This is a genomic window from Polaromonas sp. P4_F9 (assembly GCF_056401235.1).
The window spans coordinates 1-22,442 of record NZ_JBFUJT010000048.1 but is presented as its reverse complement, the minus strand read 5'-3'; the positions used below and the strand labels follow the sequence as shown (position 1 = coordinate 22,442).

The 22,442-nt window shown below is 60.2% G+C and carries 22 protein-coding genes and 2 pseudogenes; 13 read left to right on the top strand and 11 right to left on the bottom strand.

The genetic code is table 11. The features are described 5' to 3' along the window. Positions 1 to 28 precede the first annotated feature (28 nt). Positions 29 to 517 carry a MarR family winged helix-turn-helix transcriptional regulator gene (locus tag AC1DUB_RS26545; protein WP_477732093.1) on the top strand — a complete coding sequence of 163 codons (489 nt, stop codon included), beginning with the start codon at positions 29 to 31 and terminating at the stop codon, positions 515 to 517. A gap of 20 nt (positions 518 to 537) precedes the next feature. Here the strand turns inward: AC1DUB_RS26545 and AC1DUB_RS26540 are convergent, their stop codons facing one another. The 4 genes from AC1DUB_RS26540 to AC1DUB_RS26525 are packed head-to-tail and all read right to left on the bottom strand — an operon-like array spanning position 538 to position 3,959. Continuing rightward, positions 538 to 1,062, bottom strand: coding sequence for an aromatic-ring-hydroxylating dioxygenase subunit beta (locus AC1DUB_RS26540; protein WP_477732092.1), 525 nt, complete (start codon positions 1,060 to 1,062; stop codon positions 538 to 540). Positions 1,063 to 1,064: 2 nt separating this feature from the next. Then, complete coding sequence (locus AC1DUB_RS26535) at positions 1,065 to 2,354, bottom strand: Rieske 2Fe-2S domain-containing protein (RefSeq protein WP_477732091.1); 1,290 nt, start codon at positions 2,352 to 2,354, stop codon at positions 1,065 to 1,067. A gap of 13 nt (positions 2,355 to 2,367) precedes the next feature. Beyond that, positions 2,368 to 3,654, bottom strand: a complete 1,287-nt coding sequence (locus tag AC1DUB_RS26530) for an NAD(P)/FAD-dependent oxidoreductase (protein ID WP_477732090.1) — start codon at positions 3,652 to 3,654, stop codon at positions 2,368 to 2,370. Continuing rightward, on the bottom strand, positions 3,654 to 3,959 hold the full coding sequence (locus tag AC1DUB_RS26525; protein WP_477732089.1) for a non-heme iron oxygenase ferredoxin subunit: 306 nt from the start codon (positions 3,957 to 3,959) through the stop codon (positions 3,654 to 3,656). The genes AC1DUB_RS26530 and AC1DUB_RS26525 overlap by 1 nt, the downstream gene beginning before the upstream one ends. A gap of 334 nt (positions 3,960 to 4,293) precedes the next feature. On the opposite strand from AC1DUB_RS26525, the gene AC1DUB_RS26520 reads away from it, so the two are divergent. From AC1DUB_RS26520 to AC1DUB_RS26475, 10 genes and pseudogenes are all read left to right on the top strand, one after another. Beyond that, complete coding sequence (locus AC1DUB_RS26520) at positions 4,294 to 5,379, top strand: TRAP transporter substrate-binding protein (RefSeq protein ID WP_477732088.1); 1,086 nt, start codon at positions 4,294 to 4,296, stop codon at positions 5,377 to 5,379. 66 nt (positions 5,380 to 5,445) lie between these two features. Beyond that, entirely contained in the window at positions 5,446 to 6,006 is a 561-nt protein-coding gene (locus AC1DUB_RS26515; RefSeq protein ID WP_477732087.1) for a TRAP transporter small permease subunit, read from the top strand. After that, positions 6,003 to 7,502 carry a TRAP transporter large permease gene (locus AC1DUB_RS26510; protein ID WP_477732086.1) on the top strand — a complete coding sequence of 500 codons (1,500 nt, stop codon included), beginning with the start codon at positions 6,003 to 6,005 and terminating at the stop codon, positions 7,500 to 7,502. Before AC1DUB_RS26515 ends, AC1DUB_RS26510 begins: the two co-directional genes overlap by 4 nt. Positions 7,503 to 7,519: 17 nt before the next feature. Next, positions 7,520 to 9,901 (top strand): xanthine dehydrogenase family protein molybdopterin-binding subunit, encoded by a 2,382-nt coding sequence (locus AC1DUB_RS26505; protein ID WP_477732085.1) that lies wholly within the window; start codon positions 7,520 to 7,522, stop codon positions 9,899 to 9,901. Positions 9,902 to 9,911: 10 nt separating this feature from the next. After that, the gene (locus tag AC1DUB_RS26500; protein ID WP_477732084.1) at positions 9,912 to 10,751 is read left to right on the top strand and encodes an FAD binding domain-containing protein; all 840 of its coding nucleotides are present in this window, start codon (positions 9,912 to 9,914) and stop codon (positions 10,749 to 10,751) included. Beyond that, complete coding sequence (locus AC1DUB_RS26495) at positions 10,748 to 11,947, top strand: xanthine dehydrogenase family Fe-S subunit (RefSeq protein ID WP_477732083.1); 1,200 nt, start codon at positions 10,748 to 10,750, stop codon at positions 11,945 to 11,947. Before AC1DUB_RS26500 ends, AC1DUB_RS26495 begins: the two co-directional genes overlap by 4 nt. Before the next feature lie 88 nt (positions 11,948 to 12,035). Further along, positions 12,036 to 13,055: an ABC transporter substrate-binding protein gene (locus AC1DUB_RS26490; RefSeq protein WP_477732082.1), complete on the top strand. Its 1,020-nt coding sequence runs from the start codon at positions 12,036 to 12,038 to the stop codon at positions 13,053 to 13,055. Beyond that, positions 13,052 to 13,858 (top strand): ABC transporter ATP-binding protein, encoded by an 807-nt coding sequence (locus AC1DUB_RS26485; protein ID WP_477732081.1) that lies wholly within the window; start codon positions 13,052 to 13,054, stop codon positions 13,856 to 13,858. Before AC1DUB_RS26490 ends, AC1DUB_RS26485 begins: the two co-directional genes overlap by 4 nt. Then, the gene (locus tag AC1DUB_RS26480) at positions 13,855 to 14,616 is read left to right on the top strand and encodes an ABC transporter permease (protein WP_477732080.1); all 762 of its coding nucleotides are present in this window, start codon (positions 13,855 to 13,857) and stop codon (positions 14,614 to 14,616) included. Before AC1DUB_RS26485 ends, AC1DUB_RS26480 begins: the two co-directional genes overlap by 4 nt. A 123-nt stretch (positions 14,617 to 14,739) precedes the next feature. Beyond that, a pseudogene (locus tag AC1DUB_RS26475) lies at positions 14,740 to 14,894 on the top strand (ABC transporter permease); the annotation flags it as partial. On the opposite strand, the gene AC1DUB_RS26470 reads toward AC1DUB_RS26475, so the two are convergent. The 3 genes from AC1DUB_RS26470 to AC1DUB_RS26460 form a co-directional block, all read right to left on the bottom strand. Next, positions 14,891 to 15,421 (bottom strand): L,D-transpeptidase family protein, encoded by a 531-nt coding sequence (locus tag AC1DUB_RS26470; protein ID WP_477732079.1) that lies wholly within the window; start codon positions 15,419 to 15,421, stop codon positions 14,891 to 14,893. The pseudogene AC1DUB_RS26475 and the gene AC1DUB_RS26470 sit on opposite strands and share 4 nt — an antisense overlap. Before the next feature lie 59 nt (positions 15,422 to 15,480). Beyond that, complete coding sequence (locus AC1DUB_RS26465; protein ID WP_477732078.1) at positions 15,481 to 15,804, bottom strand: GNAT family N-acetyltransferase; 324 nt, start codon at positions 15,802 to 15,804, stop codon at positions 15,481 to 15,483. A gap of 239 nt (positions 15,805 to 16,043) precedes the next feature. Next, positions 16,044 to 17,141 carry a PA0069 family radical SAM protein gene (locus tag AC1DUB_RS26460; protein ID WP_477732077.1) on the bottom strand — a complete coding sequence of 366 codons (1,098 nt, stop codon included), beginning with the start codon at positions 17,139 to 17,141 and terminating at the stop codon, positions 16,044 to 16,046. A gap of 170 nt (positions 17,142 to 17,311) precedes the next feature. Between AC1DUB_RS26460 and AC1DUB_RS26455 the strand changes: the two genes are divergently transcribed. Both AC1DUB_RS26455 and AC1DUB_RS26450 read left to right on the top strand, forming a co-directional pair. Beyond that, entirely contained in the window at positions 17,312 to 17,578 is a 267-nt protein-coding gene (locus tag AC1DUB_RS26455) for a hypothetical protein (protein WP_477732076.1), read from the top strand. A 72-nt stretch (positions 17,579 to 17,650) separates the two neighbouring features. Continuing rightward, positions 17,651 to 17,998, top strand: coding sequence for a DOPA 4,5-dioxygenase family protein (locus AC1DUB_RS26450; RefSeq protein ID WP_477732103.1), 348 nt, complete (start codon positions 17,651 to 17,653; stop codon positions 17,996 to 17,998). Between the two features lie 234 nt (positions 17,999 to 18,232). On the opposite strand, the gene AC1DUB_RS26445 is transcribed toward AC1DUB_RS26450, so the two are convergent. The 4 genes and pseudogenes from AC1DUB_RS26445 to AC1DUB_RS26430 form a co-directional block, all read right to left on the bottom strand. After that, the gene (locus AC1DUB_RS26445; RefSeq protein WP_477732075.1) at positions 18,233 to 19,318 is read right to left on the bottom strand and encodes an acyltransferase family protein; all 1,086 of its coding nucleotides are present in this window, start codon (positions 19,316 to 19,318) and stop codon (positions 18,233 to 18,235) included. Positions 19,319 to 19,354: 36 nt separating this feature from the next. After that, a complete protein-coding gene (locus tag AC1DUB_RS26440; RefSeq protein WP_477732074.1) occupies positions 19,355 to 20,308 on the bottom strand; it encodes an NAD(P)H-dependent flavin oxidoreductase in 954 nt (317 codons plus the stop codon). A 127-nt stretch (positions 20,309 to 20,435) separates the two neighbouring features. Then, positions 20,436 to 22,226 (bottom strand): acyl-CoA dehydrogenase C-terminal domain-containing protein, encoded by a 1,791-nt coding sequence (locus AC1DUB_RS26435; protein ID WP_477732073.1) that lies wholly within the window; start codon positions 22,224 to 22,226, stop codon positions 20,436 to 20,438. Positions 22,227 to 22,337: 111 nt separating this feature from the next. Next, a pseudogene (locus AC1DUB_RS26430) lies at positions 22,338 to 22,442 on the bottom strand (electron transfer flavoprotein subunit alpha/FixB family protein); the annotation flags it as partial.

Below are 22,442 nucleotides of genomic sequence, written 5' to 3'. Positions count from 1 at the left end.
AGGGTACTAACATATTGGAAGGCCTGAGGTGATTGCCATACCTGAAAGGGATATCGATCCAGCCAAGGAGCTGCTTTTCGCGCGACCGGGCTTTTTGATTCGCCGACTCCACCAGATCCATGTCGCAATGTTTATGGAGGAGTTCAAGTCGACGAACATCACACCGGTGCAGTACGGCTTGATGACCGCAGTGGCGGCGCTGCCTGGTTTGGACCAGACCGCGCTGGGTCAGGAAGTGGGACTTGATCGCACCACCACAGCCGATGTCGTCAAGCGACTCGAGGAGCGTGGACTGCTGGAGCGCCGGCCCAACCCCGCCGACCGCCGTACGCGTCATGTGCAGCTGACAGCGCAAGGCCAAGCCCGTGTTACCGAATTGCATGCCGATATGACTCGCGCCCAGGAGCGTCTGCTCGAACCGCTGCGGCCGGCGGAGAAAGCCATCCTCTTGGACCTCATGCGCCGCCTCGTCGAAGCCAATAACCAGTACAGCCGCACGATCCTGCGCGGCATCTGACTGGCTGGGCAGGATAGACATCACAACGGATAGACAAGGTCGTTGGCAATGATCGTGGTGTCGTAGATCGCCTGGCGCTCTTTGAGCAGCAGGCCACCTTCCTTTCGTACCAGATGGTCATAAAAGGTACCGGCCATGTGAATGGTGCTGGGGCCTTCGACCAGGGTTTGCAGAAGCACAAAGTTAGCCTGCGCCACAATGCTGCCGTCTTCCGCTTCGTCGGTAACCCTCGTATTGCTGACCAGGTGGAGGTTGTAGCGGGGTGCGAACATCTGGGTGCGCGAGATCGCGATGGCTCGATCGATCATCATGTTCCGACCATGCGCGTAAACCAGGCCAACCGGCATGTTGAGCTCAGCGTTCTCGCGCGCCGTGATGCGGTAAATCCCGTCCTCGGTGAAAAAATCAGGCCACTGTTCAACCAGGCCAGCGTCCAGAACAGCGCAGTACTCGGCGTTGAAGGCCTCGATCTCACGCGCTAGCGCGACGGAGCGTTCTAGCGAAATCTTGCGCGGACGAAAAAGGATAGATGCTTGTTCGATCATGATCAGAATCCCATCACTTGGCGGTAGTACTGATACATCCCGCGGATGCATGCCTCGGAAATGAGCGTTTCGGAGGTGCCGACACGGTCGGCGTCCAGCTTGATAACGTTGGTGTTGCTGCTTGAGCGGCGCACACCTTCCTGCACAAACTTCATGGCCTCGTTGTCTTCAAGGCCGAGAAAACCCGCCGGGCCCATCAGATTGCCCTGGCGCAGGCGGTGCTGCGTCATCTCCTCGGTGTCGTCTTCATAGCCAAACATGGTCCACTGCATCAGCATGCTGTTGGGGCCGTTTGGAACAATCTGACGAACGCCAAGCGTGTTCATTTCGCGCTGGACCACCAAGTTCGGCCAAACTGTCTGCATGGTCACCGACCACTCAGAATCGAACTCCTTCACGAATTCGAGAAAGCGGTCGTCGCGCAGGTGCATGCCTTCGTGGAAAGAGCGCATCTCCTTCTTGTTCTCGCTGCTGACAACTGCATACTTGTCTTCGGACTTGGCCGAAGCCATGGTTCCGTGGCGGCAGTGCTTGCTGTCAGCAATCATGGCTGACTTGTTGCCCGCGACGAGCAGACCAAAAACCACCAAAAAGGAGTGCAGCAGAGTTGCGTGATACGGGTCCTTCAGGTTCTCGTGGTACATCTTCCAGTTGCACGGCAACTCGTTTTTGTAATAACCAAGAATCTTCAGCTTCCTGCCGTTGAAGACGACGTCGAAGTCCTTCAACATCTCCGGGCCGAGATACTCCTCGATAGGCTCCACGTCAGCCGAATAGGAGGCGAAAACCATGCCGCGATGGCTGGTCACGAACAATTTCTTGAGTCCATGCTCTTCGTTCTTGAAGTCCTTTGGCATCCCGCCGGTCTTGTTGACGCCGCGCTTGAACGGTACGCCCTGCAGGTTGCCCTTCAGGTCGTAGGACCATTGATGGTAGGGACAGACAAATTCTTTGACATTGCCCTGGCCGTGACGGCAGAACTCTGCACCTCGATGCGCGCATCGGTTCTCGAACACGTTGATCGATCCGTCCTCTGCGCGCGAGACGACGACTGGGGTGTCTCCGACGTAGGATCGTTTGTAATCGCCGGAGTCGGGGATCTCCGCCTCCAGGGCGACGTAGTTCCAGGTGCGACCCCGGAAGATGAGCTCCATCTCTTTGCCGTACACCGCTTCATTGGTGTAGACCCAGTCTGGAATGAAATGCATCGCGTCTTCTGGCCAAACGCAGGCCGAGAGGTCTGCGTCCTTTGAGCGGACGGTGCGGTTGAGGACGGCGTGGGTGCTGTGCATACCTAACTCCGGTTTAGGAAACGGTGAGGGTGGGCGTTCGTGCCAATGCGGCGCGGACAAGGGGGCGAAGCGGCGCCGTGGCGTCGCAAAGAGAAATCGGATCGCAAGGCGTCTTGCTATCTACCAGCGGCTTGAGCTGACGAAGGTCACCGCCAGCGTTGAGGGCGATGGCGTGCAGGATCTGGCCTGCTTCATTTGCGCCCAGCAGCATGAATTTCGGCGCCGCGTCGGGACTGCCGAAATCTCCGCGGCGGTGATACAGCAGGCCGGCCACGGGCACGCCCAGGATCTGAAGGTTGCAGCCAAACTGGTCGCTCCAGAACCACGGCGCCGTCAAGGGGGCGGTCGGCACGCCAGCGATCGCCGCAGCTGCAAGCCGGGCCTGCTCGTTCGCGTTTTGCCAGGACTCCAGGCGTATCTCAAATCCGATGAAGGGGTGGGTCTGGCTGCTGCAATCGCCTGCCGCATAGACGTCTCGGGCGCTAGTCATGCAGCGCCCGTCGACACAGATGCCACCGTTTCCCGAATGAATGGAAAGGCCCGCGCGGCGTGCGGTACCCACCTCGGGCTCCAATCCAACGGCTACGACAATCATGTCTGCGGATAACGTCTCGCCGGAAGCCAGGTCGATGCTGACACCATCGGCGTGAACATCAAAGGATTCGCAGCGGGCGCTGAGTCGCAGGTCCACGCCTGCGGCCGTGATGGACTGACGCAGCCAGGATGACATGTCTGGCGGAACGACTCGACCCAGCACTCGGTCGCCGCTCTCGAGCACCGTGGCCGACAAGCCCATTGACCGGGCGGTTGAGGCCACTTCCAGCCCAAGGAATCCTCCTCCGACGATCAGTACTGAACGGCACCGGCGCATCTCTTCGCGCAAGCGTAGGGCGTCTGCGACGGTACGCAGGTAATGAATACAGGCAGTGCCAGGCGGAAGACCAGCAATGGTCCGAGCCTTGCCTCCAGTGGCGATCACACAGTGCTGCCAGGCGATCGTCTTCCCGTTTTTCAACAGGGCCGTGTGCCCGTGAACGTCCAGGGAGGAAACCTCCACACCAAGCATTGTCTCGATCGACTTTTCTTCGTGGAATCCTGTCGGATGGATCTGGATATCTCCAACCACTCCCGAACCCGAAAGCATGGCTTTGGATAAGGGTGGGCGTTCATATGGCAGCGGCTGCTCCGATCCCACAACGACAATTCGATCTTGGTAGCCGAAGTCCCGCAGCGCTGCTGCAGCCGTCGCGCCGGCCTGGCCCGCGCCGACGATCAGAACGCCAGTGCGACCGGCATCCATCACGCGTCCACCAGGATGTCATCGCCTTCGACCTTCACCGGATACACGCGGATCGGCTGGGTGGCGGGGGCGCACATAGCGGCGCCCGTCTTCAGATCGAAGCGCGCCTGGTGTAGTGGGCATTCGACGCAGCCATCTTCTACATAGCCCTCGGAGAGCATCGCGTATTGATGGGTGCAGATGTTGTCGGTGACGTGGAAGCCGCCGCCGCTGTTAAACAGCGCGAGCTTCAGATCGCCGATGACAACGGCGACCGCTTCGTCTTCACCGACCTGATCGGCGGTAGCAATCTTGGTCCAAGTCATGGTGGGCCTTTATGTTGAAGGAAGCCGAATTATCTTCACTGTACTGACAATTGTCAATAGATTATGGTTGCACCAAGCATCAGGGTTTCCTCGGGGGTCGATCAAACAAGCAATGCACAAAAAGCCTCATTAAATCAATGATGTATGTCATATTTTGGTGCAAAATTAGAGATCAATCACCCTGAATTGGTGCAATTGAAGATTAGGGAAATCCCGATGCATAAACCCTGTTGACACGACAAATTATACTCAGTATGCTGACGACAAATAGCCCGCACCTCCTGATAAAGCGGCCTTGGGCAAGCCGTAAATCAATACTTTTTCTGGAGTTCATATGCAGCGACGTGCCTTCCTCGATAAAACCGCCATGGTTGGCGTTCTGGGTGCTATCGCAGCCCCGGCCATGGCGCAATCCACGCCCAGCATCAAGTGGCGCATGTCCACCAGCTGGCCTAAAAGCCTGGACACGATGTACGGTTCGGCCGAACATCTGTGCAAACGGGTCTCTGAGTTGACTGACGGTAAGTTCCAGATTCAGTGCTTTGCTGGCGGCGAGGTCGTCCCTCCGGCACAAAACATGGAAGCAGTGAGCAACGGGACCATTGAGGTCAACCATGTGCTGGCATCAGCTTTTGTGGGCAAGAACACGGCGGTGGCTTTCGACACCGGCTTGCCGTTCGGGCTGAACGCTCGCCAGCACAACGCCTGGATGCAGTTTGGCGGTGGGATGCAGCTTGTGCGGGAGATGTACAAGAAGATGGGCATCACCAACTTTGTGTGCGGCAACGTTGGCGTCCAAATGGGTGGCTGGTACCGCAAACAGATCAAGACCGTGGCCGACCTCAATGGACTGAAGATGCGAATCGGTGGGATCGGCGGCATGGTGATGTCAAAGCTTGGTGCCGTCCCACAGCAGATTCCGGCGGCCGACATCTACCCTTCGCTCGAAAAGGGCACGATCGATGCGGCCGAATGGATCGGCCCCTATGACGATGCCAAGCTTGGCCTGAACAAGGTAGCTCCTTTTTACTACGCGCCCGGGTGGTGGGAAGGCAGCGCCTCGATCACCGCGATGGTCAACAGTAAAGCCTGGGACGCGTTGCCGCCTTCGTACAAAGCCGCCTTCGAATGTGCCTGCAACGAGCAGACCATGAAGATGATTGCCGACTACGACAACCGTAATCCCGAGGCGATCAAAAAGCTGGTCGGTCAAGGTGCAAAGCTTTCGTACTTCCCCAAGCCTGTGATGGACGCCGCTTTCAAGGCTGCTACGGAACTGATGAACGAACTATCGGAAGCCAACCCCGACTTCAAGGCGATGTTGCCGAGCTGGCTCAAGTACCGCCGTGATCAGGCCAACTGGTTCCGCGTTGCAGAGGCCGAGCTGGACAACTACACGTTCGCAAACGTCACCAAGTAAAAAAACGGCCAAGTGCCACAAGGGGCGCCCACGCGTAGGCGCCCCTTGAATGATTGATCGTCCCACATGAAAACGATAAACCCCAACGACCGCGCGCTGCCTGGCTGGGTACGCGGTATAGACCATCTGACCGACTTTGCCGGTGTCATTGCAAAGTGGGCTTTACTGCTGGCTTGCGTGATCAGCGGTGGCAACGCGCTGGTGCGCTACGGCATTGGCATCAGCTCCAACGGATGGCTTGAGATCCAGTGGTATCTCTTTGGCGCTGGCGTGATGCTTGGCGCCGCGCAGGTACTCCGACTCAACGAACATGTTCGCGTCGACCTTTTCTATGGACGCTGGTCGGCGCGCCACCAGGTTTATATGGACCTATTTGGGCTGATCGTCTTCTTGCTGCCGATCATGGTTCTTCTCGCCTACCTGTCCTGGCCGCTGTTCGTTGACATGCTCCGTTCGGGTGAGTCGTCACCGAACGCCGGAGGATTGATCCGCTGGCCTGCGATGGCACTGCTGCCCGTGGGATTCGGTCTGCTGGTGCTTCAGGCGCTCAGCGAGATCGCCAAACGGGTTCTATGGCTACAGAACCGCTATGAGATGAACCTTCACTACGAAAAGCCCCTGCAATGAGCCTTGAAGTATTTCCGCCGATGATGTTCGCGGCCCTGGTGGGCATTTTGCTGCTCGGCTTTCCTGTGGCGTTCTCGCTGGCCGCACTTGGCGTTGCCAGCGGCGGTGTCGCCATCTACATGGGATGGTTTCCCGCCGGATTCATTTCGGCCCTTCCTCTGAACGTCTTCGGCATCCTGTCGAACGACCTTTTGCTGGCGATTCCCTTTTTCACCCTGATGGGATGCGTGCTTGAGCGCTGCGGCCTGGCCGAGGACATGCTCGATTCGATGGGTCAACTCTTCGGACCCGTGCGCGGTGGCCTGGGCTACTCCGTCATTATTGTGGGTTTCATTCTGGGCGCGATCACGGGTACCGTGGCCGGCCAGGTGATTGCCATGGCGATGATTTCACTGCCGGTGATGATGCGCTATGGCTACAACATGCGTTACGCCACCGGCGTATTGGCGGCATCTGGAACGATCACGCAGATTGTTCCTCCCTCACTGTGTCTGATTGTTCTGGCCGACCAGCTCGGCCGCTCTGTGGGCGACATGTACAAGGGCGCGTGGGGGCCCGCAATCCTGCAGGTTTGCCTCTTCGCGCTTTACACATTCCTTCTCGGCCGCTTCCGGCCTCAGGATGTGCCAGGCATACCGAAGGAGGCGCGCACGCTCAATGGCTGGGCGCTATGGTCCAAATGCCTGCGCGGCATCATTCCTTCAGCATTCCTTATCTTCGCCGTGCTGGGGTCTATGGGAGGCTTGCCGGGAATTGACGAAGCCATCGCCACGCCAACCGAGGCCGGCGCCATGGGGGCTCTTGGTGCGTTCCTGCTGGCTGCGGTGCATGGCCGGCTGACCTGGCCACTACTGCAAAGCGCCATGACCTCGACCATGCGCATGACAGCGATGGTGGTGTTCATCCTGATTGGCTCACGCGCCTTTTCCCTGGTGTTCCAAGGTGTCAGCGGCGGCTTATGGATAGAACACATGTTGGCTGATCTGCCGGGCGGCCAGGTGGGCTTTCTGATCGCGGTCAACGTGTTTATTTTCGTCCTTGCATTTTTTCTCGACTTTTTCGAGATCGCCTTCATCATCCTGCCCTTGTTGGGCCCGGTAGCGCAAAAGCTCGGCATTGACCTGGTGTGGTTTGGCGTGCTTATCTGCGTGAACATGCAGACCAGCTTCATGCACCCACCATTCGGATTTTCCCTTTTCTACCTGCGTGGCATTTCCGACACGCTGCACAAGGAAGGAAAGCTGCCACACAAGGTGCAGTCCAGGGACATCTACCTCGGAGCCATTCCGTGGGTCTTCATGCAACTGATACTCGTTGCCGTAGTAATCTTCGTGCCGCAGACGGTCACCTTTTTCCTCGACAAGGAGGTAGTGGTGGATACCGACAAGGTGCAGCTCAACTTCCAGAATGCTCCCGAGCGCTCGGAAAATGCCTCCCCTGAACGTGACGATCCGTCCAAGATGTTCGGCGGCGGCGCAGCAAGCGATCCCAAATAGCTCACCGGAAACAGAAAATGCAACACAGTCAAATCGATCCCGCCAAGCCGGCGAGCCAGGGCGTTGGCGCGCGAGTGGAGCGCAAGGAAGACGCCCGGCATCTGAACGGACGTGGACAGTTCGTGGCCGACATGCACATGCCGGAGATGAGTGAAGTCGCCTTTCTGCGCAGTCCATTCGCGCATGCCCGCATCATCAGCACCACGCTTTCGCCCGAAACCGCCAGCCGCGTCGTTCTACGCGAGGCCATGATCGACGTTCTCGACATCGTCGCCGAATCGGCGCTTCCGACCTACCAGTCTTCAGCGCAGCCACCGCTTGCCTCAGGCAAAGTGCGTTTCGTGGGCGAGCCGGTCGCACTGGCTTTTGCGCCTACCCGAGCAGAAGCCGAAGACATCGCCGAGACCATCGAATTCGAATTCGAGGATCTACCGGTCTATGCCGACGCGACCACTGCCAAAGCTGCCACAGCGGATTTCATCCATGACGACTGGACACATCACAACTTCCTGACGCTGAAAGCCGACACCAGCTTCGACGAACTTGCCAGCCAGGCAAAACTGGTCGTGCGACGCTCCATCGACCTGGCGCGCCATTGCATGGTGCCGATGGAAGGCAAGGCCGTGTTGGCGTATTGGGATCATCAGGCCGACATGCTGGTGGTCTATACCGCCACCCAGGTGCCGCACATGATCCGCACCATCCTGGCCAAGTGCCTTGGCATGGATCAGGGGCAGGTTCGTGTCGTCGCGCCAGATGTAGGCGGCGCGTTTGGCTACAAATGCGTGTTGCAGCAAGAAGAACTGTGCGTCGCCTGGCTTGCCAAGACCCATCGCAAACCCTTTCGCTACCTGGAGGATCGCCGCGAACATCTGATCGCTGGTGCCAATACGCGGGAGCATCACTATGACATGACGGCCTATGCCGACGAGCGAGGCAAGATCCTGGCGCTCGACGCGCACATTGTCATTGATGGCGGCGCGTATTCTGTTTGGCCTTTCACCATTGGCCTGGAACCAGGACAGGCGATAGGTAATCTTCCCGGTCCTTATGCGTTCCGCGGTTACCGCTGCGTGACGGAATGCGTAGCAACGAACAAACCCGGCTTCGTTCCGTACCGCGGCGTGGCGCGCACAGGCGTTTGCTTCGCAATGGAGCTGACGATCGACGCGGTGGCCCGCGCGGTTGGCCGCGAACCTTGGGAAGTGCGGCTAGAAAATCTGGTGCCGGCAGACCTCATGCCCTACGTCAACGTCACCAACAAACATCTGGACAGCGGTGACTACCCCGCCAGCCTCCTGAAGGCCCGCGAGATGATCGATTTTGAAGCGGTGCGCGAGCGGCAGCGCCAGGTGGAGCCGAACGGCCGGCTTATCGGCGTAGGCTTTGCTACCTACACCGAGCAGTCGGCCCATGGCACCTCCGTCTTCGCCGCTTGGGGCACGCCGGTCATCCCGGGTTTCGACTCCGCCACCGTGCGCGTCACGCCCGACGGCGGACTGGAGATTCGCGTCGGAGTGCATTCGCACGGCCAGGGCATGGAAACCAGCTTCGCGCAGATCGCTCACGAAATCCTCGGGATCGATATCTCCCGTATGAGGCTGGTCCACGGCGATACGGCACAGACGCCTTACTCCACGGGAACCTACGCTTCACGTTCGCTGGTGATGTCGGGCGGGGCGGTGTCGCGCGCCTGTAAAGTTCTGGCCCCGCGCATCAAGCGAATCGGCGCTCATTTGTTGGGTACCAAACCAGAGGACGTGGAGCTGGTGAATGGCCGCGTTGTCGGCCCCGGTGGCAGCGTACCCGTGTCCGAAGTCGCCGAGGCCTGGTACCTGCGTCCCGACAGGCTGCCTGCCGACGTTGATCAGGGTGGCCTGGAGACCACCACCGGATTTAAACCGAAGGTCGACACCGGTGCATTCACTTACGCCAGCCACGCGGTCACGGTCGCCGTAGATCCCGAAACGGGACATGTTGAACTTCTCGACTACGTCATTGTTGAAGACTGCGGCACCATGATCAACCCCTTGATCGTCGAAGGACAGACCTATGGCGGGGTTGCTCAGGGCATAGGCACCGCCTTGTACGAGGAGACGCCGTATGACGCCAACGGGCAGCCGCTGGCATCAACGCTGGCAGACTACATGTTGCCGGGCGCCACGGAAGTTCCGCGCATGCGCATCCATCATTTTGAGACCCCCTCGCCCCACACGGAGTTCGGCGCCAAGGGGATGGGCGAAGGAGGCGCGATTGCACCGCCTGCCGCCATTTTCAACGCGGTAAACGACGCGCTGCAAGGGCTGGGTGCGGAAGTTGCTCACACCCCGTTGACGCCCCGGCGCCTGCTCGAGGCCATTGCCAGAGCAGAGGCTGTTCAGGTTCGCAAGGCCGCTTAAGGAATCAACGATGAAAGCTGCTTTATTTGAGTATGTCCGTCCTTCGACATTGAAGGAAGGACTCCAGCGTCTGGCCGAGGGGCAAGGCGCAGTCAAGGTCATGGGTGGGAGCCAGTCATTGGGGCCCATGCTCAACCTCCGGCTCGCAAGACCCAAGGTGGTCGTGGATTGCACGGCGCTGCCCGAGATGCGCGGTGTCACGATGTCTGGCGGCGTAATCCGGATCGGGGGTGCCGTGACCCACGCCGAGATCGAAGATGGCATGTTCCCGCTGCTGCGTGGAACCCTTCTTCAGACCGTGGCGGCAGGCATTGCCTACCGCGCTATCCGCAACCGCGGCACCGTGGCCGGAAGTCTGGCGCACGCCGATCCGGCTGCGGACTGGGTGCTGACCATGACGGCGCTGGCCGCGCAATTGGAGCTGGTGTCGTCTGGAAACAAGCGCATGGTCCCTATGGAGCGCTTCATGCTTGGGGCCTACACCACCGATGTCGCCGAGGGCGAACTGATCAGCGCGATCCATGTGCCCGAGCTGGGGGACAACGCCCGCTGGGGCTATGCGAAGTTCTGCCGCAAGACGGGCGAATTCGCCGAAGCCAGTTGCTGCGCTGTTTTTGATCCGCGTCGAGGATTCGCGCGCGTGGTGGTCGGCGCGCTGGACGGTGCGCCGCAGGCGCTGCCGTCTATCGCCGCTGCGGTCGCCGAGTCGGGGGCCATTCCGACGCGTGCCGACATCGGCAAGGCCCTGGAGGCCGCCGCGCCAGGCAAAGACGCCATAGACCGAAAATTGATGACGGCCGCTGTGCTGCGCTGTCTGGAACAAGTGTTGGGCAAGGAGAAAGCGCAATGACGGTAATCGCCATCGAGATCAACAATAGAACGGTCAGCCGCGACGTGCCGTCGCGCATGCACCTGGCGGACTTCGTTCGCGACGAAGGCCGTCAGACCGGAACCCACTTGGGCTGTGAGCACGGAGTATGCGGCGCCTGCACACTCCTGGTCGACGGCCAGCCTGTTCGCTCCTGCATCACGTTTGCAGTTGCCTGCGACCGCAAGAAAGTCACAACGGTCGAAGGTTACGACGACGACGCGATCATGGCGCTGCTGCGGCCCGCATTCTCGCGTCACCATGGCCTCCAGTGCGGCTTCTGCACGCCAGGAATGCTGGCGACCGCGCGCGACATCGTGCTGCGCTTTCCCAACGCCGACGAGGACCTAATCCGCGTAGAGCTTTCCGGGAACCTTTGCCGATGCACTGGCTACATGGGCATCGTGAATGCAGTCATGGATGTCTTGAAGCAATGTCGCGACGACGCTGTCCCCGCGGTTTCGAAACTTCGAGCAGCAACCGCCAAGGTCTTCAAGGATGTCACGGTCGCAGCAGGGGGAGCGGTTGGCTTTCAAACATTCAAAGCAACTGACATCGGCAAGGTGGCAGTGGTCGCGGAAAAACAGGCAGCCGCCGACGACAACGCCACCGCGGTCAAGGGCGGCACCAGCATACAAGGCAGCTTCAAGGTTCCCTATCCCGCCGACGCCGTCTGGAAGTTCATGGCAGACCTCCCTGCCGTAGCCGGGTGCCTGCCAGGGGCGGAACTGACGGAGCACGTTGGTGATCGAGTCAAAGGCCGCGTGGCAATCAAGTTCGGCCCGATGTCGGCCAGTTTCAACGGCGCCGCACGTCTGGACCGCAACGACCGGGCGCGCTCCGCCATTCTCAAGGGCGCCGGCCAGGACTCCATCAGCAAGTCCCGAGCAAATGGCGATGTGTCCTACCGCATGGTCGAGATTGACGCGAACTCCACCAAGGTTGAGGTCGATCTTCTCTATTCGCTGCAGGGCCCCTTAGCTCAATTCTCGCGCACTGGTCTCGTTAAAGACTTTGTCGGTCGCCTGATTCAGGAATTCGGCAAGAACGTAACGCTTCGCATGAATCCGAATCGCTCGTCAGACCTCCCCCTGCCGCCGGCAAAGCTCAATGCGTTCAGCCTTGGCGTGAGCGTGATATGGTCCCGCATCAAGCGGTTGTTCGGCCGTGGCGACTGAGCCAAACAACGTAGTTCCCGTTCCGGCTTGACGCGATCGTCCGGGGTCGAGCCTGGCTTCTTTTCTTATTTCTTACTGGAGAATTGCTATGAACCGCTTCCTTTCTCGCCTGATCGGCAGTCTTACCGTCGGCTGTCTTGGCCTCACTCTTTCAGTGGGCGCGCTGGCCCAGAGCTCCGAAAAGCTCAAGGTCCGGATGGACTGGACGCCTTGGGGCGTTCAGGCCGCCATGCATCTCGCCCAGCAAAAGGGATGGTTCGCCGCTTCTGGCCTTGACGTCACGCTCGAAGACGGCAACGGCTCAGTGACGACCGTCCAGATCGTTGGCGGCGGCGACCAGTTTGATGTGGGACATGCGGCCCTTGCATCAATGATGATTGCCCGTGACAAGGGCCTGCCGGTAAAGGCAGTCGCCGTCTTCGCTCGTTTGAGCGACATCGGCTTGCTGGTTCCGAAAGACGCCGGCATCAAGGGACCCAAAGATCTCAAGGGCAAGAAGGTCGCATTCACCGCTGGGTCCCTCGAAGCTCCTTTCATCGACGCTTTCCTTGCGTCAGGCGGACTGAAGCGAAGCGACTTGGAACTGGTCAACGTCGACGCGGCAGGCAAGGCCGCCACTTATGCCGCCGGACGAGCAGACGCTGCGTTTTCGACCATTCCGTTCTTTCTGCCTGTTGTGTCGCAAACGCGTGCCTCCGATGCGATCCGATTTGCAGACTACAACTTGAACATGCCAAGCTTCGGACTTTTCGCGACTGAATCGAAGCTGGCTGCCAAACGCGAACCGATCGCCAAGTTTGCAAGCATCGTTGCCGCTTCATGGCAATACATCTACAACGGCCACGAGTCCGAAGCCGTCGACGCCATCGTCGCGCAGCGGCCGCAAGCCAAGCTTGACAAGGCGATTCTGCGGGCACAGATCGATGCGCTCAAGGGCTTCTTCCAACTTCCAGTTCCTGCAGGTCAAATGCTTGGCGCGCCTGTTGCTGCGGACTTTACCGTTGCGGTCAAGACGCTCACGGACGTCGGACTGATCAAGTCGATCAAGGACGGCAACGAATTCTTTGCACCCGGCCTGGTGCGTGCTGCTGCGGGGGTGCCGAAGTGAGCGCATCAACGATCACCTCAGTCGACGTCCGCAAGGTTTACGGGGGCGAGACGCCACTTACGGCCCTGGACGGGATTTCGCTCGACATCCGGCCTGGCGAATTCGTCAGCATTCTTGGCCCCAGCGGCTGCGGAAAGAGCACCTTCCTGCGCTGCATCGCAGGCCTTGAAGACATCTCCTCCGGTAGCCTGAAGGCGGACAGCCGAGAGATTTCCGGCCCGCCGGATCACGTCGGCATGGTTTTCCAGCGCGACGCCCTGCTCGAATGGAGAACCATCGAGCGCAACATCATGCTTCCCATCGAGTTCGCGAGAAAGCCAGTCGCAAACTACAAGCAGCCAATGCGCGATTTGCTGAAGCTCGTGGGCCTGACAGATTTCGGTTCCAAATACCCACGGGAACTGTCCGGAGGCATGCGCCAACGCGCTGCGATCTGCAGGGCATTGATCGATCAACCTAGCTTGCTGCTGATGGATGAGCCTTTTGGTGCGCTTGACGCGCTGACGCGCGACCAGATGAACGCTGAGTTGCAGCGCATATGGCTTGAGACACGCAATACCGTGGTGTTCGTGACTCATGGCATCGCAGAAGCCGTATACCTGGCAGACCGTGTCGTGGTGTTCTCGCCGAGACCGGGTCGAATTGCGGACATCATTGAAATCGACCTTCCGAGGCCTCGAAAGCTGGCGGTGCGCGAGACGCCTGAGTTCGGCAAATACACCAACCGCATCCGCGCACTCTTTCATGAAATGGGGCTTATCAACGAAGAGCCTGGACAAGTCAACGAGGCGGTCGCAGCATGAGCACAAAAAAAACACACGCAGCTCAGCAGTGGATCCTGGGCTCACTCTCGCTGATCGTATTCCTGGTCGTGTGGGAGGTACTCGTACGTGTTCTGCACGTGCGCCCAGTTACCCTTCCGCCGCCCAGCGCTGTAATGAGCGAGCTATTCGGCGAGTGGAGTTTCTACCTTGACCATGCAGCCTATACCCTGCTCACGACGCTCGCCGGATTCGTCTTGGCAGCAGTCATCGGCGTGCTGCTTGCGACGATGCTGGTTGGCTCAAAACTGTTTGAGCACACGGTTTATCCGTTGATCATTGGCCTCAATAGCGTTCCGAAGGTTGCGATTGCGCCACTGTTCGTTATCTGGCTTGGGACGGGCTCCGAACCCAAGATTGCAATCGCGTTTCTTATCGCTGTCTTTGCTGTCATCGTTGATGCGATGCACGGACTGCGATCGGTTCCTAACGACGTGCTCGATCTTGGGCGTGTGCTCAAAGGCTCCAAGACGGATTTCTTTTTCAAGGTTCGCTTGCCAGGTGCACTTCCGTCCATTCTTGCGGGTATGAAGGTTGCCATCTCTCTGGCATTGGTTGGTGCGATCGTCGGTGAATTCGTGGCTTCCCAGCGAGGCCTTGGCTATGTCATCCTGAGCGCCCAAGGCACTTTTGATACGCCCCGTGTTTTTGCGGCGGTGGTCGTCCTTGCTTTCATGGGGTTAGGTCTTTATGGAGCACTGGCCTGGGCTGAGCGTCACTTGACGCCCTGGCGCCAATGAGCGTGCTACGAGTCTCACCCCAAGAAAACAATCAAAAATCATAAGAACTACTTCCGTGCGTGCCTGGCATATCGCGGCCTTTCTGGTTGTCGGCATCTCTTTTACGTTCCGGACGGTGCGGGTGAACTGATGCTGGCCACCAAGGAAGTCATTGCCACCACCTTCCAGCCTTCCCGCTGTACCTGGCGGCGGCYGCGATTTACTGGGCCATGAGCGCATCGTTTGAAACGCTGCAGAAAAARCTGGAAGTGCGGCTGAACCGCAGCTATTTGCGCTAGCGTGGCGCCGGGATGCCGGGCGGATCGGCATCAGCAGCCGGCCCGGCCTGAATCCATACCTCGGTGCCGGGCTCCACGAGGTCGAACAGCTCCACGATGTCCGCGTTTCTCATGCGCACGCAGCCGTGAGACAAGGGCTCGCCCATGGGCAGGCCGTCCGGGCATCCGTGGATGTAGATGTACCGGCGCATGGTGTCGACCGCGCCAAAGCGGTTCTTGCCCGGCTCGCGGCCGCAGAGCCAGAGAATGCGGGTCAGGATCCAGTCCCTGTCCGGATTCGCCTCGGCCAGCCCCGCTGAAAACATCTCCCCCGTGGGTCTGCGTGCGACAAAAACCGTCCCTGCCTCGCAGCCCGCGCCTATCTTTGCCCGAATGACGTGAGCGCCCCGCGGCGTGCAGGCGCTGCCTTCCAGTTCGCCGGGGCCGTTCCTGGCGGTCGATACCGGATACGCGCGCACAAGCACGCCGCCACAGTAGAGGCGCAGTGCCTGGTCGTGAAGGCTGACAAGGATTCGAATGCTCTCCACGTCTCGTGTCACATCACAACATGCGCCAGCTTGTCGGGGTACTGCCCGGCAATGCGCTTTCAGGTTTCATTGAGCAAACCGTCCTTGAGCGCCTGTTCCTGGTTCGCAAAAATGGCCATGGCCGTCGCCATGCGCCTGAAACCGAGCTTGCGATAAAAGGGCTCCTTGCCCGGCACTGCGTACAGGATGATTTTCTTGTGGCCTTTGGAAAGCCGCACCAGCGCCGCAACCATCTCTTTGCCCAAGCCGGAACCCTGCCGCTCCGGCGCCACCGCGATGTCGCAGATGTAAGAGCAGTCCTTGCCGTCCGCCACGGCGCGGCCGGCGGCAATCAGCGTGCCGGCGTCATACACAAAGCACTTGAACATGCTGTTGGAAAACACGACCTAAAGGTCGGCCGGCTGCTTGTCGCCCAGAGGCGCCACCCGGTAAAGGTTGGAGAGCGCTTCCCAGTCCTCCCCAAGCATGCCTTCCGATGAATACTTCCACTCGAGCGCCAAGGTGAACTCCTCTTACTTTCAAACGGTATGGCGTGACCTGCAGGCCAGGTCGGCCAAACACACGCTGCTTTTTAGACCCTTTTTGGACTATAGCCCGCGCACCGAATTGCCGGCGAGCCGCCTCAAAACAGGCTGCCCTGCCCCGCCGCCCCCGGCGGCCTGAACTGGCTCAAATCCAGTTCAATGCGCTGGCGGTTAAAGCCCAGCCGGCCGCAGGTTTTCTCAAAACGCTGGCGTATCAGGTCGGCCCACAGGCCCGCACCCTTCATGCGCGAAGCAAAATCGCTGTCATAGTCCTTGCCGCCGCGCATCTCGTGGATGCGCGCCATGATGCGCGCAGCGCGCTGCGGGTAGTGCAACTCCAGCCACTCCTTGAAGATAGGCGCGACCTCCCAGGGCAGGCGAATGACGGTGTAGAACGCCGTGCGCGCGCCCGCATCCCAGGCGGCCGTGAGCACCTGCTCCATGTCGTCATTGACAAAGGGAATCTGCGGCGCCACGCTCACGCCCACCGGCACGCCTTCGGCGGCGAGCCTCTCGATGGTCCGCAGCCGGCGGTGTGGCGCTGCGGCGCGCGGCTCCAGCTTGCGTGCCAGTTCGCCGTCCAGCGTGGTGATGGTCACATAGACGGCAGCCAGCCGATCGGCCGCCATGGGCACGATCAAATCGAGGTCGCGTTCGACACCGCTGGATTTGGTGACCAGTGAAAACGGATGGCGCGCCTCCTGCAGGACTTCGATCACGCCTCGTGTGAGCCGCAGTTCGCGCTCCACGGGCTGGTAGCAGTCTGTCGCCGAACCGATGTTGAGCAGTTTGGGCACGTAGCTTCGTTTGCCGAGGTCGGCGCGCAGCACCGCGGCAATGTTGCGCTTGGCAATGATCTTCGTCTCAAAGTCCAGGCCGGGCGAAAGGTTGAGATAGCTGTGCGTGGGCCGCGCATAGCAATAGACGCAGCCATGCTCGCAGCCCCGGTAGGGGTTCAGGCCGTAGTCGAAGAAGATGTCGGGAGAGTCGTTGTGCGAAATGGCGCTGCGGGCGTCTTCCATCATCACTTCCGTCTCAATACGCGGAACCTCGCCGATCACATCGCCCGTCACATCTTGCAGGGTGCCCCAGCCATCGTCGTAGGCCTCGCGCGCATTTTTCTCGAACCGGTGTGCAATGCGCGTGGCGCTGCCCCGGCCCTTGATGGCATGGAGGGGGATTTTGACCTCGGTCATGGGACTCAAACGGCCTGGCTGGCCGTGCTTTTGGTGTCAATAAACAAGAACTTGGGTAGCTGGATAAATACTGTGTTTATGTACAGTATATTGAATACTCCGCCATCCGGCAAGCGGCCTGCAGCCCGCCTGGCACGGTTTCATAATGCTGATTTGTACCGGAGGTTCACATGGCTCATGTACTGGCAAAACTGCGCGGCGCCCGACTGGCGGATGTGAAGGCGCAGCTCGACAAGGATGCAGCCAGCCATGCCGAGCAGGGCATGTACCTGGAGCACCTTTGGCAAAATGCCGAAGATCCCGCCGAGGTTTTGTTTCTTTTTCAAGTGACGGACCTCGACCACTGCCGGCAACTCGTGAAAAAAACCCACGCGCAGGCCCGGCAGCAAGATCCGTCCGCGCACCTGCCCGAGATGACCTTTCTGGCGGGCCTGTAAACCCCGCGGTCGCGGCGGGGAAAACGGATGACAGGACAATCGCCCATGCATTCACTTTCGGCCATCCATCCCATGACCAAGCGCCCCGAAAACGTCCACGACCGCTACCACGCCCATGTTTATTTTGGCCCCGCCACCGTGGCGCAGGCCTGCGCGTTGTGCGAGCAGGCAGGTGAGCTGTTCGGGGTGGCTGTCGGCCGTGTGCATGAACGTGAGATTGGGCCGCACCCGCACTGGAGCTGCCAGCTGGCATTTGACCGCGTCCAGTTTGAGCGCCTGATCCCGTGGCTGGAGCAACACCGCAACGGGCTTGATGTGTTCGTGCATGGCGTCACGGGCGATAACCTGGCCGATCACACGACCCATGCCTCCTGGCTGGGCGAGCCCTCTGAATTGAAGCTGGACATGTTCAGGCGTTGAGCGGAAGGCCTGAAACGCTATTGATTTGATTGCGGACCTGGACGGGGCGAAGAGCCGCAGTGTCTCACTGCAACACGTGGGGCTGGGATGGCGGCTGCGACAGATGCGAAAGACTGCGGTTTTTTATACACCGCGGGCCCTCACCCCAACCCTCTCCCAAAGGGCGAGGGAGCAAGAAAGGCACAGCGCACGCACTGAGTTGAGGAGTGACAACAAAATCCTCAGGTGCGGGTATCACGGCGAGAGAAGTCGCGCCTTGGCCGCGCTGCGTGCAGGCAATTGCCGGGATTCAACGCTTCTGTAAAGCACCGCGCCCGCCAGCAGGGACAGCAGGAAGGCGGCCAGCAAGCCCAGCGCGTTGGCAATCAATTGGGTGGGCCAGAAAAAACCCACGACGGCATTGACCAGCAGGCACACCGGGAAGTGAATCAGAAACACGAAGTACGAGATCTGGCCGAGTTTCACCAGCCAGCGGGGCTCCCGCCATTGCCGTGCGACAGCGCTTTTTTGTAGCCACACCAGGCCCAACGCCACCACCAGCGCCAGGGCAATCCGGCCCCTGAAATCAAGCAGCAAAGCCGCCACACCGAACAGGGCAATGGCCAGCAGCCACTGCACCCGTTGGGCCTTGCCTGCCGCCCGCGACGCCCAGAAAGCCAGCATACCCAGGGCGTAAGAGCCGAGAAAATACAGCGCTGTGACGTCCAGCCCGGAATGGCGATTGAAGAAGAACAGCGATGCCGCGGCCAGCGACAGCATCAGGCCCACGCCGAGCTGCGCCGGCACCTGCGGCCAGCGCTGCTGCAGCTTGCGTGCGAAAGCAAAAATCATCACGCTGGTGACGAACAGCTGAAAATCGATCGCCACATACCAGACACCGGCCGACAGGGCCTCCTGGCCCAGTACATCCTGCAGCAGCAGTACGTGGGCAACGACCTGCAGCAAAGTCGGCGCAGCAGGCACAGACGGGTGCGCAAACCACGGCCGCACCAGCGCGGCCACCAGCACGCACACGGCAAGCGCCACCAAATAGGGCGGCACCAGCCGGCGGTATCGGCGAAGCATCAGCCGGCCTGGTTGCGTGAAAGCCGCCCCGCCCTCAGGTGCCAGCGAACTGGCAGCCAGAAAGCCGCCCACCACCAGAAACACCTGCACGGCCATGCGGCCATAGTCGTAAAGCCAGCCCGTCAGGCCCGGCACAACGGCATGAACCACGTCCGACATCGGCCCATAAAAAGCCAGATGGTGCCAGACGATGAGGGCGCAGGCGATGCCCTTGAGGGTATCAATACCGTGCAGACGCTGGTCGGTTGAACGCATGAAGGCCGGGATGAACGCCAGCGAGCGTGACGGGGACTAGAGCGCCAGCCGGATGCGCGCGTCTTCGTACTCGCGCTTGAGCTGGGCGACGAAAGCGGCGGCGCTCTGTACTTTGCTGACCGGTCCGATGCCCTGGCCGCAACCCCAGATGTCCTTCCAGGCCTTGGACTTGTCGCCGCCAAAGTTCATCTTGCTCGCATCGCTCTCGGGCAGGTTCGCGGGGTCCATGCCCGCAGCCCGGATCGATGGGGCAAGGTAGTTGCCGTGTACGCCGGTAAAGAGGTTGCTGTAAATAATGTCATCGGAATTTCCTTCGACGATCGCCTGCTTGTAGGCATCGGAGGCGCGGGCTTCTTCCGTGGCGATAAACGCCGAACCGATGTACGCAAAATCGGCGCCCATGGCGCGCGCGGCCAGCACCGCGCCACCGGTGGAGATGGAGCCCGACAGCGCCAGCGGGCCGTCAAACCACTGCCGTATTTCCTGGATCAGGGCGAACGGGCTCTTGACGCCCGCATGACCACCGGCGCCGGCCGCCACGGCAATCAGGCCATCCGCACCTTTTTCAATCGCCTTGCGCGCATGCTTGTTGTTGATGATGTCGTGCAGCACCACACCGCCGTAGCTGTGGGCCGCGGCGTTGATGTCTTCGCGCGCGCCCAGGCTGGTGATGTAGATGGGCACCTTGTACTTCACGCACAGCGCCATGTCGTGCTCCAGCCGGTCGTTGGACTTGTGCACGATCTGGTTGATCGCAAACGGCGCGGCAGGCTTGTCAGGATTCGCCTTGTTATACGCCGCCAGGGTCTCGGTGATCTCCGCCAGCCAGTCCTCGAGCTGCGCGGCAGGACGTGCATTGAGCGCGGGCATGGCGCCCACCACGCCGGCCTTGCATTGCTCGATCACCAGCTTGGGGTTGCTGATGATGAACAGCGGCGAGCCGATGATGGGCAGCGGCAGATTATTCAGCGGCGCGGGAAGTCTGGACATGGCGTCTTTCAACAGGTCAGTGAGGCAGAAATGTTTAAAGATAGTTCTCTGGCCCATTGAAAATGGACGCAGGCAGCTATCACATTAATAGCGTAATGCCGTAATAGCGATTGAGGTGATTGAGGTTTTAAAACGCTTCCAGCGCCAGCGCAGTCACGCAGTCCGCACCTTCCACAATGCTGTCGCGCACACCCGGAGCCTTGGTCAGCAGGTGGTCGGCGTAAAAACGGGCGGTGGTGATCTTGGCCTTCATGAAATCGGCGTCCACTCCCTGGGCAAGCTGCTCCTGGGCCACCAGCAGCGAACGTGCCATCTGCCAGCCGGCCACCACATTGCCTGCCAGCATGAGGTAGGGAACGCTACCGGCAAAAACAGCGTTCGGGCTGGCCTTGGTGTTGCCCGCGACAAACTCGACCACATCCACAAATGCTTCCCGGGCGGCCTTCAGTCGCCTGGCCACCGCCACCGCGTCGGCATTGCCCTGCCGGATCAGTTCGTTTTCGGTCGCTTCAATCTGCTTGGCAATCGCCTTGGCTGTCTGGCCGCCATCGCGCGAAGTCTTGCGGCCAATCAGGTCGTTGGCCTGGATGGCCGTCGTGCCTTCGTAAATCGTCAGGATTTTTGCATCGCGCATGTACTGTGCGGCGCCGGTTTCCTCGATGAAACCCATGCCGCCGTGGACCTGCACGCCCAGCGAGGTAACTTCCAGGCTCATCTCGGTGCTGTAGCCCTTGACCAGCGGCACCATGAACTCGTAGAAGGCCTGGTTTTGCTTGCGCACCTCGGCATCAGGATGGTGGTGCGATGCATCGTAGGCCGCTGCGGCGCTAGCGGCCATGGCGCGGCACCCTTCGATGTAGGCGCGCATGGTCATCAGCATGCGTTTGACGTCGGGATGATGAATGATGGGCGCGCTGGCCTTGATCGATCCGTCAACGGGGCGGCTCTGCACCCGCTCCCGGGCAAAGCTCACCGCCTTCTGGTAGGCACGCTCGGCCACGGCAATGCCCTGCATGCCGACGGCATAGCGCGCCGCATTCATCATGATGAACATGTACTCAAGCCCGCGGTTTTCTTCACCGACGAGGTAGCCGACGGCGCCGCCGTGGTCGCCATACTGCAGCACCGCTGTGGGCGAGGCCTTGATGCCCAGCTTGTGCTCGATGCTGACGCAATGCACGTCGTTGCGCGCACCCAGCGAGCCGTCTTTATTGACCAGGAACTTGGGCACGACAAACAGGCTGATGCCCTTCACGCCCTCGGGAGCGCCGGTCACGCGCGCCAGCACCAGGTGCACGATGTTCTCGGCCATGTCGTGCTCACCATAAGTGATGAATATCTTGGTGCCGAACACCTTGTAGATGCCATCGGGCTGCGGTTCGGCGCGGCTGCGCACCATGGCGAGGTCAGAGCCCGCCTGCGGCTCGGTCAGGTTCATGGTGCCGGTCCACTGTCCGCTGACCAGCTTTTCAAGGTAGGTCGCCTTCAACTCATCGGAGCCGGCTGTCAGCAGGGCTTCGATGGCGCCGTCACTGAGCAGCGGGCACAAGGCAAAACTCATGTTGGCCGAATTGAGCATCTCGCCACAGGCCGCACCTATGGTCTTGGGCAGGCCCTGGCCGCCATACTCGGCCGGATGCTGCAGGCCCTGCCAGCCACCTTCCGCGTATTGCTTGAAGGCCTGCTTGAAGCCAGGGGTGGTGGTGACCACGCCATCTTTCCAGCTCGAAGGATTTTTGTCGCCCTCCCAGTTCAGCGGCGACAGCACGTCCTGGTTGAACTTGGCGCACTCCTCAAGCACCGCCTGCGCCGTCTCGAATCCGGCGTCTTCAAAGCCGGGCATTTGCGCGACCTGGTCGATGCGGGCCAAGTGCTTGATGTCGAACAGCATGTCCTTGAGAGGGGCGATATAGCTCATTTTTTGTCTCCGTTTTTTCCCCTTCCCCCGCTGGGAGAAGGTTGGGATGGGGGCCTGGCGTCGCACTACCCCCACCCCTGCCCTCCCCCAGCGGRGGAGGGAGTTAAGGGGTCACAAAGCTGCGACCAGCTCGGGCACAGCCACGAACAAGTCGGCCTCCAGCCCGTAATCAGCCACGCTGAAAATCGGTGCCTCGGGGTCCTTGTTGATGGCGGC

Excerpts from the sequence above, each read along its gene's own strand:
- AC1DUB_RS26540 (WP_477732092.1), bottom strand. The coding sequence starts at position 1,062 with ATGATCGAACAAGCATCTATCCTTTTTCGTCCGCGCAAGATTTCGCTA.
- AC1DUB_RS26535 (WP_477732091.1), bottom strand. The coding sequence starts at position 2,354 with ATGCACAGCACCCACGCCGTCCTCAACCGCACCGTCCGCTCAAAGGAC.
- AC1DUB_RS26530 (WP_477732090.1), bottom strand. The coding sequence starts at position 3,654 with ATGGATGCCGGTCGCACTGGCGTTCTGATCGTCGGCGCGGGCCAGGCC.
- AC1DUB_RS26525 (WP_477732089.1), bottom strand. The coding sequence starts at position 3,959 with ATGACTTGGACCAAGATTGCTACCGCCGATCAGGTCGGTGAAGACGAA.
- AC1DUB_RS26520 (WP_477732088.1), top strand. The coding sequence starts at position 4,294 with ATGCAGCGACGTGCCTTCCTCGATAAAACCGCCATGGTTGGCGTTCTG.
- AC1DUB_RS26515 (WP_477732087.1), top strand. The coding sequence starts at position 5,446 with ATGAAAACGATAAACCCCAACGACCGCGCGCTGCCTGGCTGGGTACGC.
- AC1DUB_RS26510 (WP_477732086.1), top strand. The coding sequence starts at position 6,003 with ATGAGCCTTGAAGTATTTCCGCCGATGATGTTCGCGGCCCTGGTGGGC.
- AC1DUB_RS26505 (WP_477732085.1), top strand. The coding sequence starts at position 7,520 with ATGCAACACAGTCAAATCGATCCCGCCAAGCCGGCGAGCCAGGGCGTT.
- AC1DUB_RS26500 (WP_477732084.1), top strand. The coding sequence starts at position 9,912 with ATGAAAGCTGCTTTATTTGAGTATGTCCGTCCTTCGACATTGAAGGAA.
- AC1DUB_RS26495 (WP_477732083.1), top strand. The coding sequence starts at position 10,748 with ATGACGGTAATCGCCATCGAGATCAACAATAGAACGGTCAGCCGCGAC.
- AC1DUB_RS26490 (WP_477732082.1), top strand. The coding sequence starts at position 12,036 with ATGAACCGCTTCCTTTCTCGCCTGATCGGCAGTCTTACCGTCGGCTGT.
- AC1DUB_RS26480 (WP_477732080.1), top strand. The coding sequence starts at position 13,855 with ATGAGCACAAAAAAAACACACGCAGCTCAGCAGTGGATCCTGGGCTCA.
- AC1DUB_RS26460 (WP_477732077.1), bottom strand. The coding sequence starts at position 17,141 with ATGACCGAGGTCAAAATCCCCCTCCATGCCATCAAGGGCCGGGGCAGC.
- AC1DUB_RS26455 (WP_477732076.1), top strand. The coding sequence starts at position 17,312 with ATGGCTCATGTACTGGCAAAACTGCGCGGCGCCCGACTGGCGGATGTG.
- AC1DUB_RS26450 (WP_477732103.1), top strand. The coding sequence starts at position 17,651 with ATGACCAAGCGCCCCGAAAACGTCCACGACCGCTACCACGCCCATGTT.
- AC1DUB_RS26445 (WP_477732075.1), bottom strand. The coding sequence starts at position 19,318 with ATGCGTTCAACCGACCAGCGTCTGCACGGTATTGATACCCTCAAGGGC.
- AC1DUB_RS26440 (WP_477732074.1), bottom strand. The coding sequence starts at position 20,308 with ATGTCCAGACTTCCCGCGCCGCTGAATAATCTGCCGCTGCCCATCATC.
- AC1DUB_RS26435 (WP_477732073.1), bottom strand. The coding sequence starts at position 22,226 with ATGAGCTATATCGCCCCTCTCAAGGACATGCTGTTCGACATCAAGCAC.